Origin of the sequence: Fictibacillus sp. 18YEL24 (assembly GCF_015903855.1) — a bacterium.
Classification (GTDB): domain Bacteria; phylum Bacillota; class Bacilli; order Bacillales; family Fictibacillaceae; genus Fictibacillus; species Fictibacillus phosphorivorans_C.
The window spans coordinates 482345-502507 of the sequence record NZ_JACZDT010000001.1 but is presented as its reverse complement, the minus strand read 5'-3'; the positions used below and the strand labels follow the sequence as shown (position 1 = coordinate 502507).

Below are 20163 nucleotides of genomic sequence, written 5' to 3'. Positions count from 1 at the left end.
TTTGGTGACTGTAGATCTACTTCTTTTAATTGGCGGATTGGCTGTATTAGATATGCTAAGTCCTGCGACAATAGGGGTTACGGTTTATCTCCTGTTAAACGAGAAAGAGAAACGAACATCCCGTATTTTCTTCTACTTATTAACCGTTGCTGGTTTTTATTTTATAGTGGGTGTTTCACTTATGTTAGGAATATCAACTTTGCTTGAAAGTGTATCTAACATTTTTCAAAATCAAACCATAAGCTGGATCATTTTTATCATTGGGGCCATTTTGTTTATTGCTAGTTTCTATGTTCCTACAAAGAAAAATGCGGATTTGCCTTCTCCAAAGTCTAAAAGTTTAATTTCAATCATAATCCTTGGATTGTCAACATCTCTTATTGAAGTAGGAACCGCTTTTCCTTACTTTACAGCGATCGGTATTTTATCTACTAGTGATCTTTCAAGCATGGAATGGGTTTCTATATTAGCTGCATACAATTTAATCATGGTATTGCCACCGGTCTTGTTGTATTTCATTTATCTTTTATTAGGTAGATGGATGGATAAACCTTTAATAAATCTACGTGAAAGAATGGTTAAGAATTCAGGTTCAGCTCTTTCATGGATCATGTGTATCGTTGGAATCATACTGATTTTTAATAGTTTGGATTATTTGTAAGTAAATACACTGGTTCTATTTATCAAAAAATCATCAGGAAAATAGAACTATAGATAGGAATATTAGCCCTTCGTATACTTAAGAAAAGGGGGAATCATCACATGTCTGATAACTGGAATTTTTATATCGATGAATTGGATGGGAATCTTGCTTCATTTGTTGTTGATTTGGATGTAGCTGAAGAAATTAATATAAAAAAATACAATTGGTTGTTTACAGTCAAACTTACTGTTAAGTCGCCTACTGAGTTAGGTTTCCCTGAAGAAATAGAAGATGAATTACTTGGTGAGCTTGAATACAGTCTAATGGAAAAATTGTATGATGAAGATATCATTCAAGTTGGTCGATTAACTACGAATGGAACACGAGAATTCTTCTATTATGCTAAAAAAGAAAACCTGGTCAAAATTATAGATAAACAGGCACTCGCTATTTTTGATAATAATAAATACGAAACGGAAATCTCGAGTATAGAAGAAGAGGAACTGTGGTCATTTTATTACGAATTCCTTTATCCAAATGAATATCATCTTCAACAGATGAGTAACCGTGATTTAGTGGAATTGCTTGAACAAGAAAATGATGATCTAGAAAAACTCAGAGAGATTCAGCATTGGATAGAGTTTCAAACATTAAAAGATTTAAAAGCATTTGAACAAGACATTATTAAAGAAGGATTTAAAACGGAGGATTTCGAACAGGAAAAGAATGAAGAAGGAACATTTTCCATCACAATCTCTCGAGAGGACGGTGTAGATTACGACTTGATCGATTGTGTTACAAATCTGATTATCGAAATATCTCAGAAATATAATGGCGAATATGACGGGTGGGAATCTCCTGTTGTTCTTAAAAAGTAAGATCTTAAGTTATCTTAATTAAGGAGCAATCTGATGACAGATTTAGTTAGCGGATACCAATGCACATGTTGTGGCAAATATCATGATGAACTTCCTTTGAATTATGGAATTGAAGCACCTGTATATTATGAAGAGGCTACAAGAAAAGAGAGAAAAAAGCATTTTGAACTTACTGATGATTTTTGTGTAATGGACGGTGAACATTTCTTCATAAGAGGTTGTATTGAAATTCCCATTATTGGATCGAATGAACCGTTTGTATGGGGTGTATGGGTATCACTTAGTAAAGAAAACTTCGAACTGACTTTAGAGCAATGGGATGACCTAAATAGTGAACAATTAAATCCGATGTTTGGGTGGTTATCTACACATCTTCCCATGTATCCTGAAACCGTAAATTTAAAAACGAATGTACATACCCGCTCACAAAATTTGCGACCTTTTATTGAGCTCGAGCCTACAGATCATCCATTATCTATTGAGCAAGCACAAGGGATTACGATGGATCGCGTTAAAGAAATCGCTCAATTTTTTTGCGAACTTGGAAAATAAGTCTATAGAGAAGTTTATGAAAGAGATCCGATAAATTTATTCATCTGGTCTCTTTTTTAATTGGCACTCGTCGTTTCATTACGTTCCTTTCCTTACAAAAGGGGATCATTCGTGGACTTACTACAAACTTCCATTATAATGATGCTAACAAGCTTCTTTTAGGAGGAACAACGATGAGCGCTGAAAAAATTCTAATTGTTGAAGATGAGAAAAAGATAGCAAGAATCATCCAACTGGAACTAGAACATGAAGGATACGAAACGGAGACAGCTACTACGGGTACGGATGGATTAGAAAAGTTTAAATCTGGAAAGTGGGATCTCATTCTGCTAGATGTGATGCTGCCTGAATTAAGCGGGCTAGAGGTGTTAAGACGAATCAGAGCGACAGGTAGTCATATTCCAATCATTTTATTAACGGCCAGAGATGCTTTGCCAGATAAAGTGAGCGGGCTTGATCTTGGGGCAAACGATTATGTGACTAAACCGTTTGAAATTGAAGAACTGTTAGCTAGAATTCGGGCATTTCTTCGCATGAATCAACACTTCACAGAAGATCAAGATAGCGAAATTTATGAACTAGGTGATCTGACAGTTAATTTAAAAACGAGGGATGTTAAGCGTGACTCTACTCTAATTGAATTAACACCGAGGGAATTTGATCTTCTTGTTTACTTGATACGAAATAAAAACCAGGTATTGAACCGTGATCAAATATTATCAAAGGTATGGGGTTACGATTATTATGGCGATACCAATGTTGTAGATGTCTACATACGTTATCTGCGTAAAAAGATAGATTTCACTTTTTCGCACCCCTATATTCATACGATTCGTGGAGTAGGCTACACGATGAAGGAGTAACCCATGAACATAAAAAATCGGATAACTTTGTTTTCAACGGTATGGCTTCTAATCATTTTACTTGTCACGAATAGTGGCATTTATCTTCTGTTTCAAAAGAATCTACATGATAATGCTCTTGAAGGTACAGAGACAAGGATGGAAAGTTTGACCGAAGCTGTAAAAACATCTACTGAGACAAAAATGAATATGACACAACTTTTGCGCGCCTACCTTCCTGGAGATTCAATGATTCGAATTATCACTGTTGATAACCGTGTAGCTGCTACCTCGTCGAGAATTACAGAGGATGATATGCTCCATGAAATCAAACCGATCTTTAGAACCAATCAATACAGTGAGATTAAGAAGCTAGACGGAATGGTTTACACTGTTTCTCAACACCCGGTCATTTGGACGGATGGGGAGGTTGTGTCTTTACAGTTGATTGAAAAAGAATCTTCTATTCCAAACACGTTGCAGATTTTAAGAATCGTCTTAATTATAGCAACCTTACTCATTTTAATTCCTTCATACATGGGAGGGCGATTCTTGAGCCGGTTGATCTTAGTACCCATCAGCAACTTAACGAAAACAATGGAAGAAAACCAGAGACGTGGGACGTATAAGCGGATTACGATTAATAAGAAATCGAATGATGAACTGAATAAGATGGCAAGAACGTTTAACCATATGATGGACTTGCTTGAAAACAACTACAAAAAGCAAGAACAGTTCGTATCTGATGCTTCTCATGAACTGAGAACACCGCTTACTGTTATTGAAAGCTATGCAAAAATGCTTAAACGGTGGGGAGGTAATCGACCAGAAATTTTAGAAGAAGCTGTAGAAGCGATCCACTCAGAATCACTCCGTATGAAAGAACTGACTCAACAAATGCTTATATTGGCAAGGGATGAATCGCAAGTAGATCTTCAACTTGAACAATCCGATTTGGTTGAAATGGCTAAAAATGCCGCTAAGAATATGAACAAGGCATACGACCGTGACATTCAAGTTCATTCCAACTTAGACAAAATTCATGTTGAGTGTGATTTATTAAAAATAAAGCAAGTTCTAATCATCATTTTAGATAACGCCATTAAGTATAGTTCGGCAGCTATTAATGTGGATTTAACTAAACAAGGAAACTTTGTCAGATTTTCCGTAACAGACTATGGAATCGGAATTCCAAAGGAAAATCTAGATAAAGTCTATGATCGATTCTTTCGTGTAGACCAAGCTAGGAGCCGTGATACGGGAGGAGCAGGTTTAGGACTGTCCATCGCAAAACAAATCGTTTCTGCTCACCAAGGGAAGCTTCATCTGGTGAGTGAAGAAGGAAAGGGAACAACGGTTACAATGGAGATTCCTGTGAAACAGAGTTAATTCTCATCATTTTCTCATCTGATTCTTATGGAGCTTTCATTCTAATATGAGAAAATCCATGTAAAGGGGGAATACGTATGAACAAAAAAACAGCTGTGATTTCTGGAATAATAGTCGTTATTCTCCTTCTTGTCTTCGGATCAAGAGAGTGGGTGAACGGAAACCAAGGCCGTACATTAGAAAAAGAGAAAATGAACAGAATCGTAAGCGCAAAATATCCAGGAGAGATTCTATCTACAGAATTAACGAATAGAGAAGATAAACAACAATACAAAACAGTGTTGAAAAGTGAACAAGGTGTTTATGTAATATGGTCTGATGCGGTTTCTGGAGAAATTCTCGACATGAATCGAACAGAAAATGAACAAGTTCAAGAGGAAGGTATTACAAAAGATGAAGCAGAAAAAATAGCTGCCAAACACGGAAAAGTAAAATCTGCCGAATTTAATGAAGAGAAAAAAGTCTATCTTGTTCATGTCAGTAGCGAAGGTAAAACATATCGTTTAGAAATTAACAGTGCCACTGGGGACATCAATAGTAAAAACGAGGTTGAATCTGTAGATGAACCTGCTCAGCCAAACACAAAAATTACACAAGATGAAGCCAAACAAATCGCACTAAATGAAGTAAAAGGTACCGTTACGGATATTGAGTTAGATGATGAAGACGGTGTGATCGTTTATGAAGTTGAGATTGAAACGAAAACGAAAGAAGCACAAGTGATCATAAATGCGTTTTCTGGCGAAGTAAACTCCGTAACGATGGAGACAAAAGATAGTGACTAAGAATGCTCTAATTTAGAGCGTTCTTATTTTTTTGAGAAAAATCACCAAAGCTTCTCATCGTTTTCTAATCTTCTCTTCCCTTTGTTCTCATTTTACCTGTCTATTATAAGAATATAGTTAAAAACAAGGAGGAAACAACAAATGAAAAAACTAACAAAAATTATTGCAGGTACAGTATTAGTCGGTGGTATTGGAGTAGGAACATATACTTATGTAGAAAACATACCTAGCGCGTTTGCAGCTAAGAATGTAATTTCAGAAAAACAAGCAAAAGACATTGCATTGGAAAAAACAAAAGGCGGAACTGTTACTGAAATGGAACTAGATCGCGATGGTCTAAAGGACAAATATGAAATTGAGGTTCTTAACGGAGATAAAGAATATGATCTTGATATCGTTGCAGAAACTGGTAAGGTTTCCAAAGTGGAAGAAGGTATGAAAGATCAAGATGATAATAACACCGACGATGACAATGATAATGGTGTTGACGAAAAAGAAAGTTCAGAGCGCGATGATCAGATAGATCCTTCAAAGATTAAGATCACGGCTGAACAAGCTCAGTCTATCGCACTAAAAAAGGTTTCAGGAACAGTAAAAGAGATGAGTCTAGATGATGATTATGTGTATGAATTCGAAATTCAAAAAAACGGAAAAGATATTGATGTTAACGTAGATGCAGTGACAGGTGAGGTGATCGTTGATCAGAATGATAACGACTAATCAGTCTTAAACAATAAGAAATGAGGTCTCCAAACGATGGAGCCTCGTTTCTTTTTAATTAAGGATTTATTTTATATTCCTTTTCACTACCGTCCTCAAATTGAACTTCCAAATCAAATGCTGTAAAGTCTTCATCTAAGTTAAATTTATCAATAATCTGTTTCGTAACTTCACCATCTTTTGACTCCGCTTGATTGGAATTGTTTTCTTTCGGAGCATCTTTTGGAGGTTTTTTTACTTCTTCAATCTGAAAGTGCAAGTACGTAAGTCAATGCAGAAGAGCAAATCATTAGCTGATTTTTGTATAAGGTAGACTTCTCCTTAAATGTATTTTCTAGTGTAATACTCCATTAAAATTGATTTGAACCTTCACTTAGAAAGAGTATATAAACCCTTTAAATATCTAACTTTGTTAAGTTTTAAATGATATTAAATAAGGTAAAAATCTAAAAAATAATATATAATCTTGTAAGTATAGAGTCGTTCATCATAGTGCAAGTAACTTTTTGAAGAGTATCTTGCGGCTAAAATGGTCATTCTATGGATATTACATATTATTTTTATGAGATTTGAAAGGAGATTCATGGATGGATTCAATTTGGTTAGAGTACGGGTGGGCATTATTAATTCTAATTGGTCTTGAAGGTTTGTTATCCGCTGACAATGCACTAGTACTAGCGGTTATCGCAAAACATTTACCTGAGGATCAGAAAAAACGAGCGATCAGCTATGGAATAATAATGGCATTCGTTTTCCGCTTCGGTGCACTTTTTGCCATTTCATTTATTGCGAATGTTTGGCAGATTCAGGCGATCGGAGCAGCGTATCTGTTATACCTTGGATTGAAACATGTGATTCAAGCAAAATTCGGTAAAGAAAATGAGAAGATTCAAGAAGAAGTTGAAGAAGAAGCAAAAGGAAAAGGATTTTGGCCGACAGTTGGTAAGATTGCTATCGCAGACTTAGCGTTTGCAATCGATTCGATTCTAGCTGCAGTTGCTCTTGCTCTAGGTCTTCCAGATTCACCACTTGGTGACTTTGGAGGCATGGACGGTGGGCAATTCATCGTTGTTGTTCTTGGAGGGGTTGCGGGTCTGATCTTGATCAAGTTTGCAGCAACTTGGTTTGTTCAGTTGTTAGATCAACGACCTGCATTAGAAACAACTGCTTATGCAATCGTTGCTTGGGTAGGTGTGAAGCTCGCGGTCATTACACTTGCTCATAATGATATTGGAGTGTTAGATCACGATTTTCCACATAGTACGGTTTGGACAATCATTTTCTATGGTGTGTTAGTTGGTATTGCGGTAATCGGATGGTTTGCACCGGCTAAATCGAAGAAAAATGAAACATCTTTATAAAATAAACAAAATGGAGTCAGCAGAAAATGATCTGCTGACTTTTTTGTTGCTTTTTTACTTTAATTACATAGAAGGTTTATTCCGATTTTTTAAATTGGTATACAAATGATATATAGTAAGTATGAAACAAATAATTAATCCAAATCCAAGTCCGAGAAATCCCTGCATCCTTACCCATCCAATTGTAAAAGACATGAAAATCCAAAGGTACCAAAAGCCCCCCAATAGAATGAAAATAGGTCCAGCGAATACCTGTAATCTTTTGTGTAATTTGAAAGCTAAAAAAGATGCACTAATCATTAGGAAAGTGAAAATGGGTTGAACATGTAGTTCAAATCGAGATTGCGCATCTTCCGGTGTCTCATACGGTTGATTTAATTCTATAAACGTAAAAGCAATGGTTATTAGTGATAGGATTGCATAGCTCCATATAGCTCCTCTATTTATTGAATGCATATAAAAACTCCTCTCAAATATACGTTTAATTTCTTAATCTTAATTCCATTATATGTTAAATTTATCAATGAAAGTTAAAGAAAGTCACACTTAATAATTTCTTTTATTCACATTGATTCTTAAGAGTCAAGAAGGATTAACGTGATTGAATATGGAAATATGGCTCTTACTCAAAATTAATTACTGTCTGCCAACTGTGAAAAATATGGTCATAAGGACGTGGAACTTGTGGAAGCAACTGAAATTTTAAAAATGAATAAACAAAGGTGGGAGGTATCAGCCGAACGCTTTTTTGGTAGAACGGCACTTCCTGAATACGGACCTTTTGCTTTTAATGAAGAGCAACTAAAGTTATTTGGTTCAATAAGAGGTAATAAGGTTTTGGATATCGGGTGTGGCAGTGGTCATTCATTGCAGTATATGGGTAGAGAAGGTGCTAAAGAATTATGGGGATTAGATCTCTGCACGAAGCAGATTGAGACTGCGAGAAACGTTTTACAAGATCAACAAGTAGAGGTTACATTAGTTGAATCACCTATGGAGGAGAACCCAGGATTACCAAGCAGTTATTTTGATATTGTTTATTCAATTTATGCTTTGGGTTGGACAACAAATTTAAATCTTACGTTCTCAAATATATATAGTTATCTCAAACCAGGCGGCGTTTTTATTTTCAGCTGGGAGCATCCTCTTCATGATCGGTTGAAATACGAACAAGAACAGTCTAGGTTCATTTTTAACAAGTCTTATGTGAATGAAGGTCCGGAATATAACGAAGGTTGGCAGAATTTAGCCGTCATTCATCATAGAAAATTAAGCACTTACATAAACGCTTTAATCGAAGAAGGTTTTGTGATAGAAAAAGTAATAGATGATGTTTGCCTACCGGATGAACAATCGGAGAATCCCGCGAGATGGTATTCCACTCAAAAAGCAAACTTTGTTCCAGCCACATTTATTATAAAAGCATCAAAAAAGTAAAAAACGATTCAAAGGAGTTCAATAATGAGTAGTTGGAAACCTCAAGAATTTACTAGAGATGACAGATTATATGTTGCAAATGTTTGGAACCCTGATTGGGAAATTTAAATTAAAAAGTAAATGTTCAATGAAGAATTAAAACGAATTTACATCTTGGAAAGGAGAACGCATATGACTAGTTTTGTAGATATCCCCAACGGTGTTTTTCCATCGGTTTGTTCTTTAGACTGTCCGGATCAATGTGGATTACTTATCAAAAAAGAAAACGGAAAAATTGTAAAAGTGGAAGGTGATCCGGATCATCCGGTCACGAAGGGCTTTATTTGTAATAAAGTTCGAAACATGACTGAACGCCTATATGATGAAAAGCGTTTAAAATATCCGATGAAGCGTGTTGGTGCGAAAGGTGAAGGGCATTTTGAACAAATAAGCTGGGATGAAGCAATTAAGACCATCACTGCGAATTGGAAGGATTTGCTTCAAAACGACGGCGCAGAGAGCATTCTACCTTATAGCTTTTATGGAAATATGGGGAATCTTGCTGCTGAAGGAATGGATCGCCGTTTTTTTCATAGACTAGGAGCTTCCAAGCTGGATCGAAGCATCTGTAACTCTGCAGGTGCAGCGGGCTACAAATATACGATGGGTGCGAGTTTCGGAATCGATCCTGAAGATACGATTCACTCCAAACTGTTCATTTTCTGGGGGATCAATGCAGTTAGTACGAATATGCATCAAGTATCACTTGCACAACAAGCACGTAAACAAAATGGAGCGAAGATCGTCGTTATTGACGTTCATAAAAATCAGACTGCTAAATTTGCAGACTGGTTCATTCCTATCTTACCAGGAACAGATACGGCTCTAGCTTTAGGATTGATGCATATTTTATTTGCTGAAAACATGGTGGATCATTCATTTTTGGAACAGTACACCGTTGGATTTGAACAGCTCCGTGAACATGTTGAACAATATGACCCTATTACGGTTTCAAGCATTACTGGTATTCCGGTAGAGGATATACTGAAGCTTGCTCGGATGTATGGCCAAACGTCTCCTGCGTTTCTCCGGATTGGGAACGGTCCACAGCATCACGATAATGGTGGTATGTTTGTGAGAACGGTTTCTTGTTTGCCAGCATTAACCGGACAATGGGCTGTAAAAGGTGGAGGAGCGATCAAAGGGAATTCCGCTTATCTTGCGTTTAATACTGCTAACCTACAACGGCCTGATCTGCAGCAAAATAAGAATACACGTGTGATAAACATGAATCTACTTGGAGAAGCGTTGCTTACTTTAGATCCTCCCATCAAATCTCTTTTTGTATATGGGACGAATCCAGCTGTTGTAGCACCTGCAGGGAATAAGGTTCGTAAAGGCTTGGAGCGAGAAGACCTCTTTACAGTCGTACATGATTTGTTTTTAACAGAGACGGCATTGTATGCAGACATTGTATTACCAGCTACGTCTTCTTTTGAGAACACAGATTTTTATACGTCGTACTGGCATCATTACATTCAGATTCAACAGCCCGTGATTGAATCTTTCGGAGAATCGAAGTCTAATGTAGAGGTGTTTCGATTACTTGCTAAAGGTATGAATTTTTCAGAGACGGCATTTGATGATACAGAAGCAGAATTAATTGATCAGGCACTAGAAACTCCAACAAATCCATATATTCATGAGATTAATTTTGACGTATTGAGTAAAAAACAATATGTAAAGGCTGAGGTGGAATTTCCAACTAAGCTCCCAACACCGAGCGGAAAAATAGAATTGTATTCTGAGAAGATGAAGCAGGATGGCTATCCAGCACTGCCTATATACATCCCTTTGATTAATGATTCTGACCATCCTCTTAGATTTATCGCAGGACCGAACCATAACTTTCTAAACTCAACGTTTGCGAATCAAAACAAACATGTTGAACTTGAAAAAGAACCGGTAATTGTTTTGAATCAGTTTGACGCTGATCTAGCCGGAGTGGAAGATGGTGAAAAGGTACGGGTGTGGAATGAGCAAGGAGAATGTGTACTAAAAGCGAGCGTTGGTGAGAATGTTCTACGTGGGGTAGCCGTCACTCAAGGTCTTTGGGGAGCAGATGATGATACGAAACATCTAGTCAATTCTCTTACCCCAGATCGCATAGCCGACATGGGTGGGGGCGCAACCTTCTTTTCTGGAAGAGTTAGCGTTAATAAACTCTGATAATAAGACTGTCTAAAATTAAGAAAGCTCTTCTTCACTAATGAAGAAGAGCTTTCGACTTTATTAAAGAGTGAATTTAATCATCACAATCTTCAATCTCTGTTTCTGATGAAATACCGGATGTAAAGGTAGTACTGAAGGAATCACCTGCTTGATTGGTAGCAAGAATATTCCACGTTGCTGTGCTGCCAGAGCGAGTAAAACCAATGAACACGTCAAAGAGACCTTGAATGGTAGACGAACCTGTAGCAATAGCTGTTCCTTCCAATGTAGCACCTCTTTCACCGATACAAGAGAAACGAATTCTTCTGCCCTGAGCTAAATTGAAGGTAAACGTTGCGCCTGAGAATGAGATACTAAAGTTGTCAACCGTCGGATTACATCTCTCACCTCTGCCATAACATTGGTTCGCTGTTACATTTATGTTACCGGACACTGTAGAAGGAACGCCTTGATTCACTACATTTGCAGTGGCCGGAGCGCTAGATCCTCGTACACCAAGTCTAAATTTACATGGACAAGTTGTTGCCCGGCAGCTGAAGTCAATGTCAATTGATGATGAAACGGTTTGGCCACCAACAATTGCTGTTCCGCTGACTACAGTTGATGTTAAAGCAGTACCAGCTGGAACGGTAATGTTGGTCGTGAAATTGCCGGTAGCGTCTGTAGTTGCCGCTGGAATTGTGGCAACAGCTTCAGGGAATTGCGTAAAGGTAACAGTTACACCAGACTGAGGCTGACCGCCGCATACTATTCTACCAGATAGTACACCAGAACAATCAATCTCAGATGCAGCTGATAAAGTTAGAGAACAAGTATTCGCACATTGGCCGCTAACTAATAATGTTGTACTTAATGTTTGAGTGCCTATAGTTGCTGAAGCTGTAATATTTGCATCTTGGGTAGGAGTATTAGGTGCGATATTTAAGCCGGCTGCCACATCACCTTGTGAATCAGTAACGTCAGATGTTGGGTTGAGAGTAAAGTTTGGATTATCACTATTAAAGTCAACCGTTACACCTTCGACAGGTACACCACCACATGTAACTACTGCAAAGACGTTTCCAGTACAATCAATGCTTTCACCAGATGAAGTTAATTCGATCGAACATTGTGAAGAAGGACACATGACCATGCAATTATTGACAGCTGAAACGGTCTCACCATTTATAACAGTTGTACCAATAATATTGGCGGGAATTTCAGGTGTACCTTCTGGAATATTAACTTCTACAAGGATTCTTCCAGATGAGTCTGTAATTGCTGGATTTGGGGTATATGTTAAGCCAGCAGCGACATCATCGGTAAAAGTAACTGGAGCTCCGGCTACAGGGATGCCATTGCATGTTACCGTTCCATTAATAAAACCATTACAAACAATAACTGCTTCAGATTGAAGAGTTAAGTTCCCGCCTGCACTTGGTCTAAGATCAATACCTGCTATACAATCACAATCTATTATTATGGGTCTTCCTAACGGATCAATTCCTCTAACGCAATGATCAATAACTTCTATAAAAGTTAAATTTAAAAGACCTCCTCGATCTGTAACAACAATTATGTTTCGTCCACTAGGAATCTCTTTTAAACACGCACAAATGCAATGTCCTTTGTTTGTCATCAGAATATTCCTTTCGAATTTATTAGCATTTTAGTATATGAAGGGGAATTTTTCATGTATAGGTGAATATCTCAAAATGCTGCCAAGTGAAAAACTCTTTCTAGGTTGGGAAAAACAACAAGTGACACCTATCTTTACAAGGCCTTTTTAACTACAATTTTCCCAAGTTCATAATCAAAAATTATAGGTATAATTAACCATATAAGGGTGATTTGTATAGTCCTTTTTTATTAATTTATTTGTATTTACAGAGAAAGGGTTGAAGAGTTTGAAGCATTTGTTATTACCGGATAAGCTATTATCACAATGGCATCCTACAAAAAATCAGGGTATTGAACCGTGCCAGATTAGTTTTGGCAGTTATGAATACATATGGTGGGTCTGTTCAAAAGGGCATGAATGGGGAGCGACTATTCGGGAGCGCTATAAGAAGAACCTGGAATGTTCGGATTGTGTAAGAGAAGAAAGAGCGTTAAAACGATCGTATCAATTTGAAGAGGTAAAAAGTGAAACGTTAGCGGAGGCAGATCCTGAACTATGTCTGCAATGGCATCCCTCGCGTAACAAAAATCTTGCCCCTGCTGATGTAAACAGTAAGGAGGATTGGCCACAAAGATGGTGGATGTGTCAAAGGGGACATGAGTGGGAAGAAACCGTGAAAGATCGCGTACATAACCTTAAAAGTGTATGTGTATATTGCTCGGACAAAAAAGCATACGAAAAGAACAGTTTGGCTGCAGTTTATCCCGAACTAGTAAATGAATGGTCTACCGTTAATAATGATAAAAGTCCACATGATGTGGTTTACAACTCTAATGAAGAAGTGGCATGGGTGTGTGAAAAAGGACATGTATGGCGGGAAAGAATTCGAAAAAGGATTAAGAACAAGTCTCGTTGTCCCGAGTGTATAAAATTTGAGCAATCCCTATTCAGTATGTATCCAGAAATTGCAGCAGAATGGCATCCCGATCGCAATGGTACATTGTTCGGGATTCATAAAACACCTAAAGATGTTTCCGTTACTTCATACAATAATGTTTGGTGGCTGTGTAGAAATTGCGGAGAAGAATACACCGCTAGGGTGAAGGATCGTGTGAAGGGAGTAGGCTGCATTTCTTGTTCTTCTTAAAAATATCTAATATTAGTGATACTAACTATAGAAAACAGTTAACCAACAGTGTGATTTACTAGAATGGAATCTTCATATAAACTGATAAGTAATGAGACTCTGTAAATTTTATCAGTGATAAGGAGATACAATATGGAAATCTTTTCGCAATACCTAGCTGGCATTGATAACCCCGATCACAGACATCGAATGGAGGAAGTTTTGGAATGGATCGCACAAAAATATCCTAATCTAGAACCGCAATTCAAGTGGAACACACCGATGTATACTGATCACGGTACATTTATCATCGGTATTTCAATAGCTAAGCAACACATGAGCATTGCTCCTGAAGAAATTGCAATGGTACGGTTTGCTGAAAGTATTGAAGAGGCTGGTTATAGCTCAACAAAAGGCTTGTTCCGTATTCGTTGGAAAGATGAAGTGAATTATGAACTGCTTGAGAATATAATTGAATTTAATATACAGGATAAAGCAGAATACACGAAATTTTGGCGTGAGTAACGATCGTAAGCATGATGTAGAAAAAACATTCTGAATTACATCTTTAACCTTCGTAAACCTGAACGGAACATCCAAAAGAAGGATATATGTTTCTTTTGGATGTCGTTTGTCATAGAAGGATATTTGAAATGAATAGTCACGGTGGGAAGCTCCAACAGGAATAAGTATTTCTGAGCAACCAAACGCAAATATTCATAGTCTTCTTGAAGCATCGATTAAAGGTGAAATTAAGTTAGAAGATTATATTTCACAGATTAATAACCTCGCTAATGCAAAGTATCAAGAAGCTAAGAAAGCCATTGAATAAGGAAGAATACTTTTATTCTTGCTTTGATGCATTTCATGTAGCAGGGAAATGCATCTGTTTTGTTGAAAATATAGCTGAGCAAAAAGTAATCAAATGGTGATCAACGGAAAGGTGGTTTATTTTATGGAAACAAGTAATAATGTAATCATCACGGTGGAAACAACCGTAAACAAACCGATTGAAGAAGTTTGGAAATGTTGGACGGAACCACAGCATATTACAGGGTGGAGCTTTGCTTCTGACGAGTGGCACGCACCGAAAGCGGAAAATGATTTGAGAGATGGCGGAAGGTTTCTTACAAGGATGGAAGCGAAAGATGGCAGCTTTGGATTTGATTTTAGCGGGACATATGATGAAGTCAAAACAAATGAATACATCGCTTATACGTTAGATGATGGAAGAAAAGTAACGATTACTTTCGTCAGCTTAGAAAATGAAACGAGAATTGTAGAAACGTTTGAAGCAGAAGCGTCGAATCCAGTTGAAATGCAAGAAGCGGGATGGCAAGCGTTCATGGATAATTTTAAAAAGTACTGTGAATCTCAAAACTAATACTGTTTTAAAAGAGAGTGCATTTCTTTAAATAGAAATGCACTTTTTTGTTTGCCTATATTTTCAGCTACGAAACTTAAGAAAGTCTTAAGATTTTTGCTAACTAAAAGTAAAGGATTGCTGTGTAGAATAAAGATAATTTCAAATATATGCCATGCTATAATGCAGAAGGGAGTGTGAGAATATGAATGATTTTAACGTGCTTGTTGTAGATGATGAAAAAGAAATTCGCGATGCGATAGAGATCTATTTAAAGAATGAAGGAATAACCGTTGTTCAGGCTAGAGATGGCATTGAAGCGATAGAGAAATTAGATGAACAGCCAATACATCTTATTGTCATGGATATTATGATGCCAAAGTTAGATGGCATCTCGACCACATTTAAAATTCGAGAACAAAAAAACATACCGATTATTATCTTAAGCGCGAAGAGTGAAGATACCGATAAAGTTCTAGGATTGCAGATCGGTGCGGATGATTATGTGACGAAGCCATTCAATCCTTTGGAGTTGATTGCACGGGTTAAATCTCAGCTAAGGCGTTACGTGACTCTGGGTACATATGAGGGAAAGACAAATCTAATCGATCTGAACGGTCTGACACTTGATAAGGAAGCAAAGGAAGTCGCGATAAACGGGGACTCTGTAAAATTAACACCTATCGAATACAAGATCGTGGAGTTGCTCATGTCTTACCCTGGAAGAGTTTTTTCCATTAATGATATATATGAGCGAGTTTGGAAAGAACCCAGTTACAATGCTGAAAACACAGTGGCTGTTCATATCCGAAAGATTAGAGAGAAGATTGAGATTGATCCGAAAAATCCTAGATATTTAAAGGTGGTATGGGGAATTGGATACAAAATGGAAAAATAGAAGCAAGTGGATTGTTTGGGTCATGTTGTTGACTTTTGGGTTAAGTGGAATTGTTTCGATCTTAGAAAATGGTCATTGGTATTTTAAAAATGATTATTTTCAAACAGAAGAATTCAACTCACAATTTGAGGAATTTATCAATTATATAAGTATTTCTGAAATCAATTATTTTTCTGAAGATGAGCTTAAGGACAATATAAAAGTTTCAAAAGAAGAGATTGAAGAACATCGTACGCGCTATGGAAGTCTATCAGAGCAAATAGCCGATATCAAAAACCAGTATGAATACCAGATTGATGAAGCAAAGGCTGCTAAGAACGACGATGTGGTTAAGCTTTATGAAGAACAAAGAGATGCAAAAGTTAAAGATATCATGGATAATTTCAAAAGCGATGAGCATATCAAAGCTAAGATCGTGAAGGAAAAAGAAAAAGAAGTAGAGGCACTTGTTAAAGAAAGACAAAGTTATATTTCAGATTATGATCCTAACCTTTTGGGTTTCAACTACTATTTGGTGGATATGAACTCAAAAGAGGTATATACAAATCTTTCTTCAGCAGAAAGCCCTGAAGATCTTAAGAATAAAACAAATTTGTTCTCTAGAGAGTATTCATCGTCATCTGAAAACGGCAACTTACGTATTAGTGGACCAAATCCTTTCATAGAATATCATTACGAATATTTTCCTCAAAAGTCAAAAACACTTCAGGGCAAAATTACTCTACCTGAACAAGGAAGTTGGCTACAAAAACAAGTAGATGATTTTGAAAAAAGACAAACGGTGTTTTACATTATTTCGATTTGCAGTATTGTGATTCTAATCCTTGTCTTTTTATGGGGCAGAAGACTTCATCCACTACAGATGATCTCTTCTTCAGACAAAGTAAAGATCTATCGTAGAATACCTATTGATATTCGATTGGGATTCTTATTGATCAGTTTGTTTTTTGCAATCATGGCAATTGTTATGAACGCACAAAACTACGATAACTTGGTATTTTCATTCACGTATAGTGACGGTCTATTCGAATTTCTGATCACAACGCTTATGGTGAGTATCACTCTTATCCAAACCACTTGGATCTACCGGGATGTTAGAAACAAACAGTTATATCGAGATGCGTTTATCTCTAAGTCAGCCCAATGGTTTTACCGGTTAGTTTCTGATGCATTCTACAATAGAAGTGTTGCTATACAAATCATGCTGCTCCTTATCGTTATTTTCTTATCAGGTTTCGGGGCTGCAGTCGTATTCTTTCATCCCATGGCTTTCGTCGTTTATTTCATTCTGTTTTTATTCTTTACTGTACCGGTATTCCTCTACCTTTTTAAAAGAATAGGGTACTTTAATAGAATTATCCAGCACACGAACGAACTTGCGGCGGGACAAATGGAACAAGATCTTCCTCACAAAGGAAAATCGGCACTAGCCATGTTAGCTGGAAATCTGAACGTATTAAAACATGGTGTGAAAACGTCTAAGCGTGCTGAAGCAAAAAGTGAGAGGCTTAAAACGGAGTTGATCACCAATGTCAGTCATGATTTACGAACTCCTTTGACATCGATCATTACGTATACGGAGCTCTTAAAGTCACAAGAAGTAACAAAAGAGGATCAGAATGCTTATTTAGAAATTATAGATCGCAAGTCGAAGCGTCTAAAGGTTCTGATTGATGATCTGTTCGAAGTATCTAAGATGGCAAGCGGGAATCTGGAGCTGATTAAACATAAAGTCGATATCGTCCAGTTGCTTCAACAAGCCATGGCTGAATACAACGAAACTATCAAAGAATCTTCACTTACTTTCAGGCTAGCAACGCCTAATGCTCCAATCCTTGCTAATGTGGACGGACAAAAGATGTGGCGCGTCTTTGATAACTTAATCGGCAATGCATTAAAGTATTCTATGGAGAATACTAGAGTATATGTGTCGGTTACAGAAGAAAATCGAAAGGTCATCGTTTCTTTTAAAAATGTCTCGAAGTATGAACTAGGTGGAAACTTTGAAGAACTATTTGAACGGTTTAAACGCGGAGACACATCACGTCATACTGATGGTTCTGGCCTTGGTCTCGCCATTGCGAAATCTATCGTAGATCTTCATGAAGGCACTATGGACATCGACGTTGACGGAGATCTGTTTAAAGCGACGATTGAACTGGAAGCAGTAACATGATGAAGATGAACAAGAAATTCTTACTTGGTGTGACGATTGTATTGTTTAGTATTTTCGGATTCGCCGATAACGCAGGTAGTCCTAAAGTGAAAGAATCAGTTAAAGTTACTGAGATTCTTCAAACAAGTGAATAGGTTGTGTAAAGCACTTCTTCTATGGTGAGGAGTGCTTTTTATTTTGTTTGTTCGCTCATAATAGTGTGGGGGTATTTTAGAGGTATGTTGTTGTCAGAATATGTCGACTCGCCGATATATGTTAAAAACTCGCGGGATTATTGCTAAAACTCGCCGGAATATATCCGAAATTTCTAGAATTATTTCTAAAACTTCTAGAATTAAACGCATTAATACCCTGTATGGTATAACTTAAAGTTCAATTTGCACCGCTTTCTAGTTCTAGTCACGTAATTTCAGGAATGCAACTAGGAGTTGCGGCTCTCTGCAACTAAAGTTATCTTTACTTTTTGCCCTTTCATTCACAATAATGAGCTTATACATAAAAAAAGGTGGCTACAATAGATGGTTTTTGGTGAGAAATTAAAAAGCGTTAGAAAGACGAGAGGTTGGTCTCAGGAAGAATTGGCTGAAAAACTTTTTGTTAGCAGACAATCTGTTTCAAAGTGGGAGAACGGACAAAATTATCCGAGCATCGAAGTAATCATTAAGCTAAGTGATCTGTTTGAAGTGACGATTGACGAGTTACTCAGAACAGATGAAGAGTTAAAAGATAAAGTAATAAAAGATAGTAAACAACTCGCTCATCCTAAGTTAAAGTTTTTGTTTGATGTTGTGTTCTTACTCGGAGTGACTTTGCTGATCATTAAACTAGGATTACTAGGGCTTAATAAATTTGTAAATACCGATCTTTCATTGCCTGGAGGAAAATTTCTATGGAACTTTGGGCCTTTACTATTCATGGTTGGTGGGGGAATTGGAGCGGGAATCGTTAAAGAAAGATATAAGGTGGAATAAACATTAGAAAGTAGGATTAGGAAAAATGAATCCACATACCCAACCTAAAACGGAAAAAAAGAGAGCAGTCTCCTTGGATGTAGCAAGAGGAATTATGCTTTTATTAATCGTGTTGGCTCATGCACCTTTATTTTTATATGAATCGAATCCAGGAGTCATGAGTCGTCCAGAAAGTCTTAGTACTCTTGAGAGAATTTTTAATTCAATGGGTGAGCTTTTTATTGATAATCGTGCACGGCCACTATTTGCCGTGTTATTTGGTTACGGGATGGCCATGATGTTCGAAAGTCAATTATCGAAGGGGATTTCACCAAACGTAGCAAGGAAGACGATTAATAGACGCTCGTTTTATTTAATTTTGTTCGGAATCGTATTAGCTGTAGTTGTAGGTGGTCAAGATATTTTGATGGCTTATGGAATTGCAGGTCTACTCGTTAGTAAACTACTTTTGTATAATAACAAGGTCTTAAAAAAGGTTACCGTTTCTTTGACCATAGTCTATATGCTTTTTATACCAGTCATTTGGGGCTTTTTCCTAAAGGAAATAGGTGGTTACGGATTTGGCACTGAATTTTCTTCAGATCAGTCGTATAGTCAGTTGTTTATGGAAACCATGATCTATTTTCCGACAATTCCAGTCTTTATACATTTTCTATTTCCAATCCTTCCTTCTGTCCTTTTAGGAATATGGATGGGAAGAAAGAAACTTCTAACAGAGTCACATAAATACATGCGTGAATTAAAAAACCTTGCAACTGCAGGCATTACCATTTCGTTAGTAGGATCGATTCCATTAGTGTTATTGGGTGAAGTATGGGCACCTAGTTTATTTACAGCAGGAAACATTTACGGAGTTCAAATTCTTACAGGCATTGCTGGTGGTATTGGATATGCAGCCTTTTTTGGACTGATTGGGTGTTTCCTCAAACGGCCAGGTCCTATTGCAAGATCACTCATTGCCCTAGGAAAACGCTCCCTAACATTTTATATCTTGAACGAAATGATATTAGTGATTTTACTTTCACCTGTAGCTTTTGGATTAGGAGGAGAGTTGAGTATCATTAGTGTGACTGGGATTGCCTTTTTGATATGGGTAACGGGTATAATCATGGCCACAGTATTGGAAAAATTTAAGCTGAATGGACCATTTGAAACTTTTATCCGCTACCTGGTTTATAGGTAACGACTAAATATTATGATGAATAAACCAA

At 37.1% G+C, this 20163-nt stretch carries 20 protein-coding genes; 18 read left to right on the top strand and 2 right to left on the bottom strand.

Features of this window, described 5'->3' with window-relative positions:
* The first annotated feature begins 1 nt into the window (after position 1).
* The 7 genes from HU823_RS02475 to HU823_RS02445 all read left to right on the top strand — a co-directional run bounded on the left by HU823_RS02475 (position 2) and on the right by HU823_RS02445 (position 5809).
* Entirely contained in the window at positions 2 to 661 is a 660-nt protein-coding gene (locus HU823_RS02475) for a GAP family protein (RefSeq protein WP_231607241.1), read from the top strand.
* A gap of 101 nt (positions 662 to 762) precedes the next feature.
* Entirely contained in the window at positions 763 to 1521 is a 759-nt protein-coding gene (locus tag HU823_RS02470) for a DUF695 domain-containing protein (RefSeq protein ID WP_197221026.1), read from the top strand.
* A 33-nt stretch (positions 1522 to 1554) separates the two neighbouring features.
* Positions 1555 to 2073: a DUF2199 domain-containing protein gene (locus tag HU823_RS02465; RefSeq protein ID WP_197221025.1), complete on the top strand. Its 519-nt coding sequence runs from the start codon at positions 1555 to 1557 to the stop codon at positions 2071 to 2073.
* 173 nt (positions 2074 to 2246) lie between these two features.
* A complete protein-coding gene (locus HU823_RS02460; RefSeq protein ID WP_197221024.1) occupies positions 2247 to 2936 on the top strand; it encodes a response regulator transcription factor in 690 nt (229 codons plus the stop codon).
* A 3-nt stretch (positions 2937 to 2939) separates the two neighbouring features.
* Positions 2940 to 4304 carry a sensor histidine kinase gene (locus HU823_RS02455; protein WP_197221023.1) on the top strand — a complete coding sequence of 455 codons (1365 nt, stop codon included), beginning with the start codon at positions 2940 to 2942 and terminating at the stop codon, positions 4302 to 4304.
* 77 nt (positions 4305 to 4381) lie between these two features.
* On the top strand, positions 4382 to 5089 hold the full coding sequence (locus HU823_RS02450; protein WP_197221022.1) for a PepSY domain-containing protein: 708 nt from the start codon (positions 4382 to 4384) through the stop codon (positions 5087 to 5089).
* 141 nt (positions 5090 to 5230) lie between these two features.
* Positions 5231 to 5809, top strand: coding sequence for a PepSY domain-containing protein (locus tag HU823_RS02445; RefSeq protein WP_197221021.1), 579 nt, complete (start codon positions 5231 to 5233; stop codon positions 5807 to 5809).
* Positions 5810 to 5867: 58 nt separating this feature from the next.
* Here the strand turns inward: HU823_RS02445 and HU823_RS02440 are convergent, their stop codons facing one another.
* Complete coding sequence (locus HU823_RS02440; RefSeq protein WP_197221020.1) at positions 5868 to 6068, bottom strand: hypothetical protein; 201 nt, start codon at positions 6066 to 6068, stop codon at positions 5868 to 5870.
* Between the two features lie 328 nt (positions 6069 to 6396).
* On the opposite strand from HU823_RS02440, the gene HU823_RS02435 reads away from it, so the two are divergent.
* The 3 genes from HU823_RS02435 (at position 6397) to HU823_RS02425 (ending at position 10815) form a co-directional block, all read left to right on the top strand.
* Complete coding sequence (locus HU823_RS02435) at positions 6397 to 7170, top strand: TerC family protein (RefSeq protein WP_144699820.1); 774 nt, start codon at positions 6397 to 6399, stop codon at positions 7168 to 7170.
* A gap of 684 nt (positions 7171 to 7854) precedes the next feature.
* A complete protein-coding gene (locus tag HU823_RS02430) occupies positions 7855 to 8607 on the top strand; it encodes a class I SAM-dependent methyltransferase (RefSeq protein ID WP_186320504.1) in 753 nt (250 codons plus the stop codon).
* A 171-nt stretch (positions 8608 to 8778) separates the two neighbouring features.
* Positions 8779 to 10815: a molybdopterin-dependent oxidoreductase gene (locus tag HU823_RS02425; RefSeq protein WP_197221019.1), complete on the top strand. Its 2037-nt coding sequence runs from the start codon at positions 8779 to 8781 to the stop codon at positions 10813 to 10815.
* Positions 10816 to 10891: 76 nt separating this feature from the next.
* Here HU823_RS02425 and HU823_RS02420 read toward each other — a convergent pair whose 3' ends face one another.
* Positions 10892 to 12436, bottom strand: coding sequence for a hypothetical protein (locus tag HU823_RS02420; protein WP_197221018.1), 1545 nt, complete (start codon positions 12434 to 12436; stop codon positions 10892 to 10894).
* A 268-nt stretch (positions 12437 to 12704) separates the two neighbouring features.
* Between HU823_RS02420 and HU823_RS02415 the strand changes: the two genes are divergently transcribed.
* The 8 genes from HU823_RS02415 to HU823_RS02380 all read left to right on the top strand — a co-directional run bounded on the left by HU823_RS02415 (position 12705) and on the right by HU823_RS02380 (position 20135).
* Positions 12705 to 13565 carry a zinc-ribbon domain-containing protein gene (locus tag HU823_RS02415; RefSeq protein WP_197221017.1) on the top strand — a complete coding sequence of 287 codons (861 nt, stop codon included), beginning with the start codon at positions 12705 to 12707 and terminating at the stop codon, positions 13563 to 13565.
* A gap of 132 nt (positions 13566 to 13697) precedes the next feature.
* Positions 13698 to 14069 carry an iron chaperone gene (locus tag HU823_RS02410; RefSeq protein ID WP_197221016.1) on the top strand — a complete coding sequence of 124 codons (372 nt, stop codon included), beginning with the start codon at positions 13698 to 13700 and terminating at the stop codon, positions 14067 to 14069.
* Between the two features lie 430 nt (positions 14070 to 14499).
* Positions 14500 to 14928, top strand: a complete 429-nt coding sequence (locus HU823_RS02405) for an SRPBCC family protein (protein WP_197221015.1) — start codon at positions 14500 to 14502, stop codon at positions 14926 to 14928.
* Between the two features lie 184 nt (positions 14929 to 15112).
* The gene (locus HU823_RS02400; RefSeq protein ID WP_197221014.1) at positions 15113 to 15805 is read left to right on the top strand and encodes a response regulator transcription factor; all 693 of its coding nucleotides are present in this window, start codon (positions 15113 to 15115) and stop codon (positions 15803 to 15805) included.
* Positions 15783 to 17981: a histidine kinase dimerization/phospho-acceptor domain-containing protein gene (locus tag HU823_RS02395; RefSeq protein WP_197221013.1), complete on the top strand. Its 2199-nt coding sequence runs from the start codon at positions 15783 to 15785 to the stop codon at positions 17979 to 17981. Before HU823_RS02400 ends, HU823_RS02395 begins: the two co-directional genes overlap by 23 nt.
* Positions 17978 to 18115 carry a hypothetical protein gene (locus tag HU823_RS02390; protein ID WP_197221012.1) on the top strand — a complete coding sequence of 46 codons (138 nt, stop codon included), beginning with the start codon at positions 17978 to 17980 and terminating at the stop codon, positions 18113 to 18115. Before HU823_RS02395 ends, HU823_RS02390 begins: the two co-directional genes overlap by 4 nt.
* A 384-nt stretch (positions 18116 to 18499) precedes the next feature.
* On the top strand, positions 18500 to 18952 hold the full coding sequence (locus tag HU823_RS02385) for a helix-turn-helix domain-containing protein (protein ID WP_197221011.1): 453 nt from the start codon (positions 18500 to 18502) through the stop codon (positions 18950 to 18952).
* A 25-nt stretch (positions 18953 to 18977) separates the two neighbouring features.
* A complete protein-coding gene (locus HU823_RS02380) occupies positions 18978 to 20135 on the top strand; it encodes a DUF418 domain-containing protein (protein WP_197221010.1) in 1158 nt (385 codons plus the stop codon).
* The last annotated feature ends 28 nt before the right edge of the window (positions 20136 to 20163 follow it).

Coding starts and splice junctions, on each gene's coding strand:
- HU823_RS02470 (WP_197221026.1), top strand. CDS start 763: ATGTCTGATAACTGGAATTTTTATATCGATGAATTGGATGGGAATCTT.
- HU823_RS02465 (WP_197221025.1), top strand. CDS start 1,555: ATGACAGATTTAGTTAGCGGATACCAATGCACATGTTGTGGCAAATAT.
- HU823_RS02460 (WP_197221024.1), top strand. CDS start 2,247: ATGAGCGCTGAAAAAATTCTAATTGTTGAAGATGAGAAAAAGATAGCA.
- HU823_RS02455 (WP_197221023.1), top strand. CDS start 2,940: ATGAACATAAAAAATCGGATAACTTTGTTTTCAACGGTATGGCTTCTA.
- HU823_RS02450 (WP_197221022.1), top strand. CDS start 4,382: ATGAACAAAAAAACAGCTGTGATTTCTGGAATAATAGTCGTTATTCTC.
- HU823_RS02445 (WP_197221021.1), top strand. CDS start 5,231: ATGAAAAAACTAACAAAAATTATTGCAGGTACAGTATTAGTCGGTGGT.
- HU823_RS02435 (WP_144699820.1), top strand. CDS start 6,397: ATGGATTCAATTTGGTTAGAGTACGGGTGGGCATTATTAATTCTAATT.
- HU823_RS02425 (WP_197221019.1), top strand. CDS start 8,779: ATGACTAGTTTTGTAGATATCCCCAACGGTGTTTTTCCATCGGTTTGT.
- HU823_RS02420 (WP_197221018.1), bottom strand. CDS start 12,436: ATGACAAACAAAGGACATTGCATTTGTGCGTGTTTAAAAGAGATTCCT.
- HU823_RS02410 (WP_197221016.1), top strand. CDS start 13,698: ATGGAAATCTTTTCGCAATACCTAGCTGGCATTGATAACCCCGATCAC.
- HU823_RS02405 (WP_197221015.1), top strand. CDS start 14,500: ATGGAAACAAGTAATAATGTAATCATCACGGTGGAAACAACCGTAAAC.
- HU823_RS02400 (WP_197221014.1), top strand. CDS start 15,113: ATGAATGATTTTAACGTGCTTGTTGTAGATGATGAAAAAGAAATTCGC.
- HU823_RS02390 (WP_197221012.1), top strand. CDS start 17,978: ATGATGAAGATGAACAAGAAATTCTTACTTGGTGTGACGATTGTATTG.
- HU823_RS02385 (WP_197221011.1), top strand. CDS start 18,500: ATGGTTTTTGGTGAGAAATTAAAAAGCGTTAGAAAGACGAGAGGTTGG.
- HU823_RS02380 (WP_197221010.1), top strand. CDS start 18,978: ATGAATCCACATACCCAACCTAAAACGGAAAAAAAGAGAGCAGTCTCC.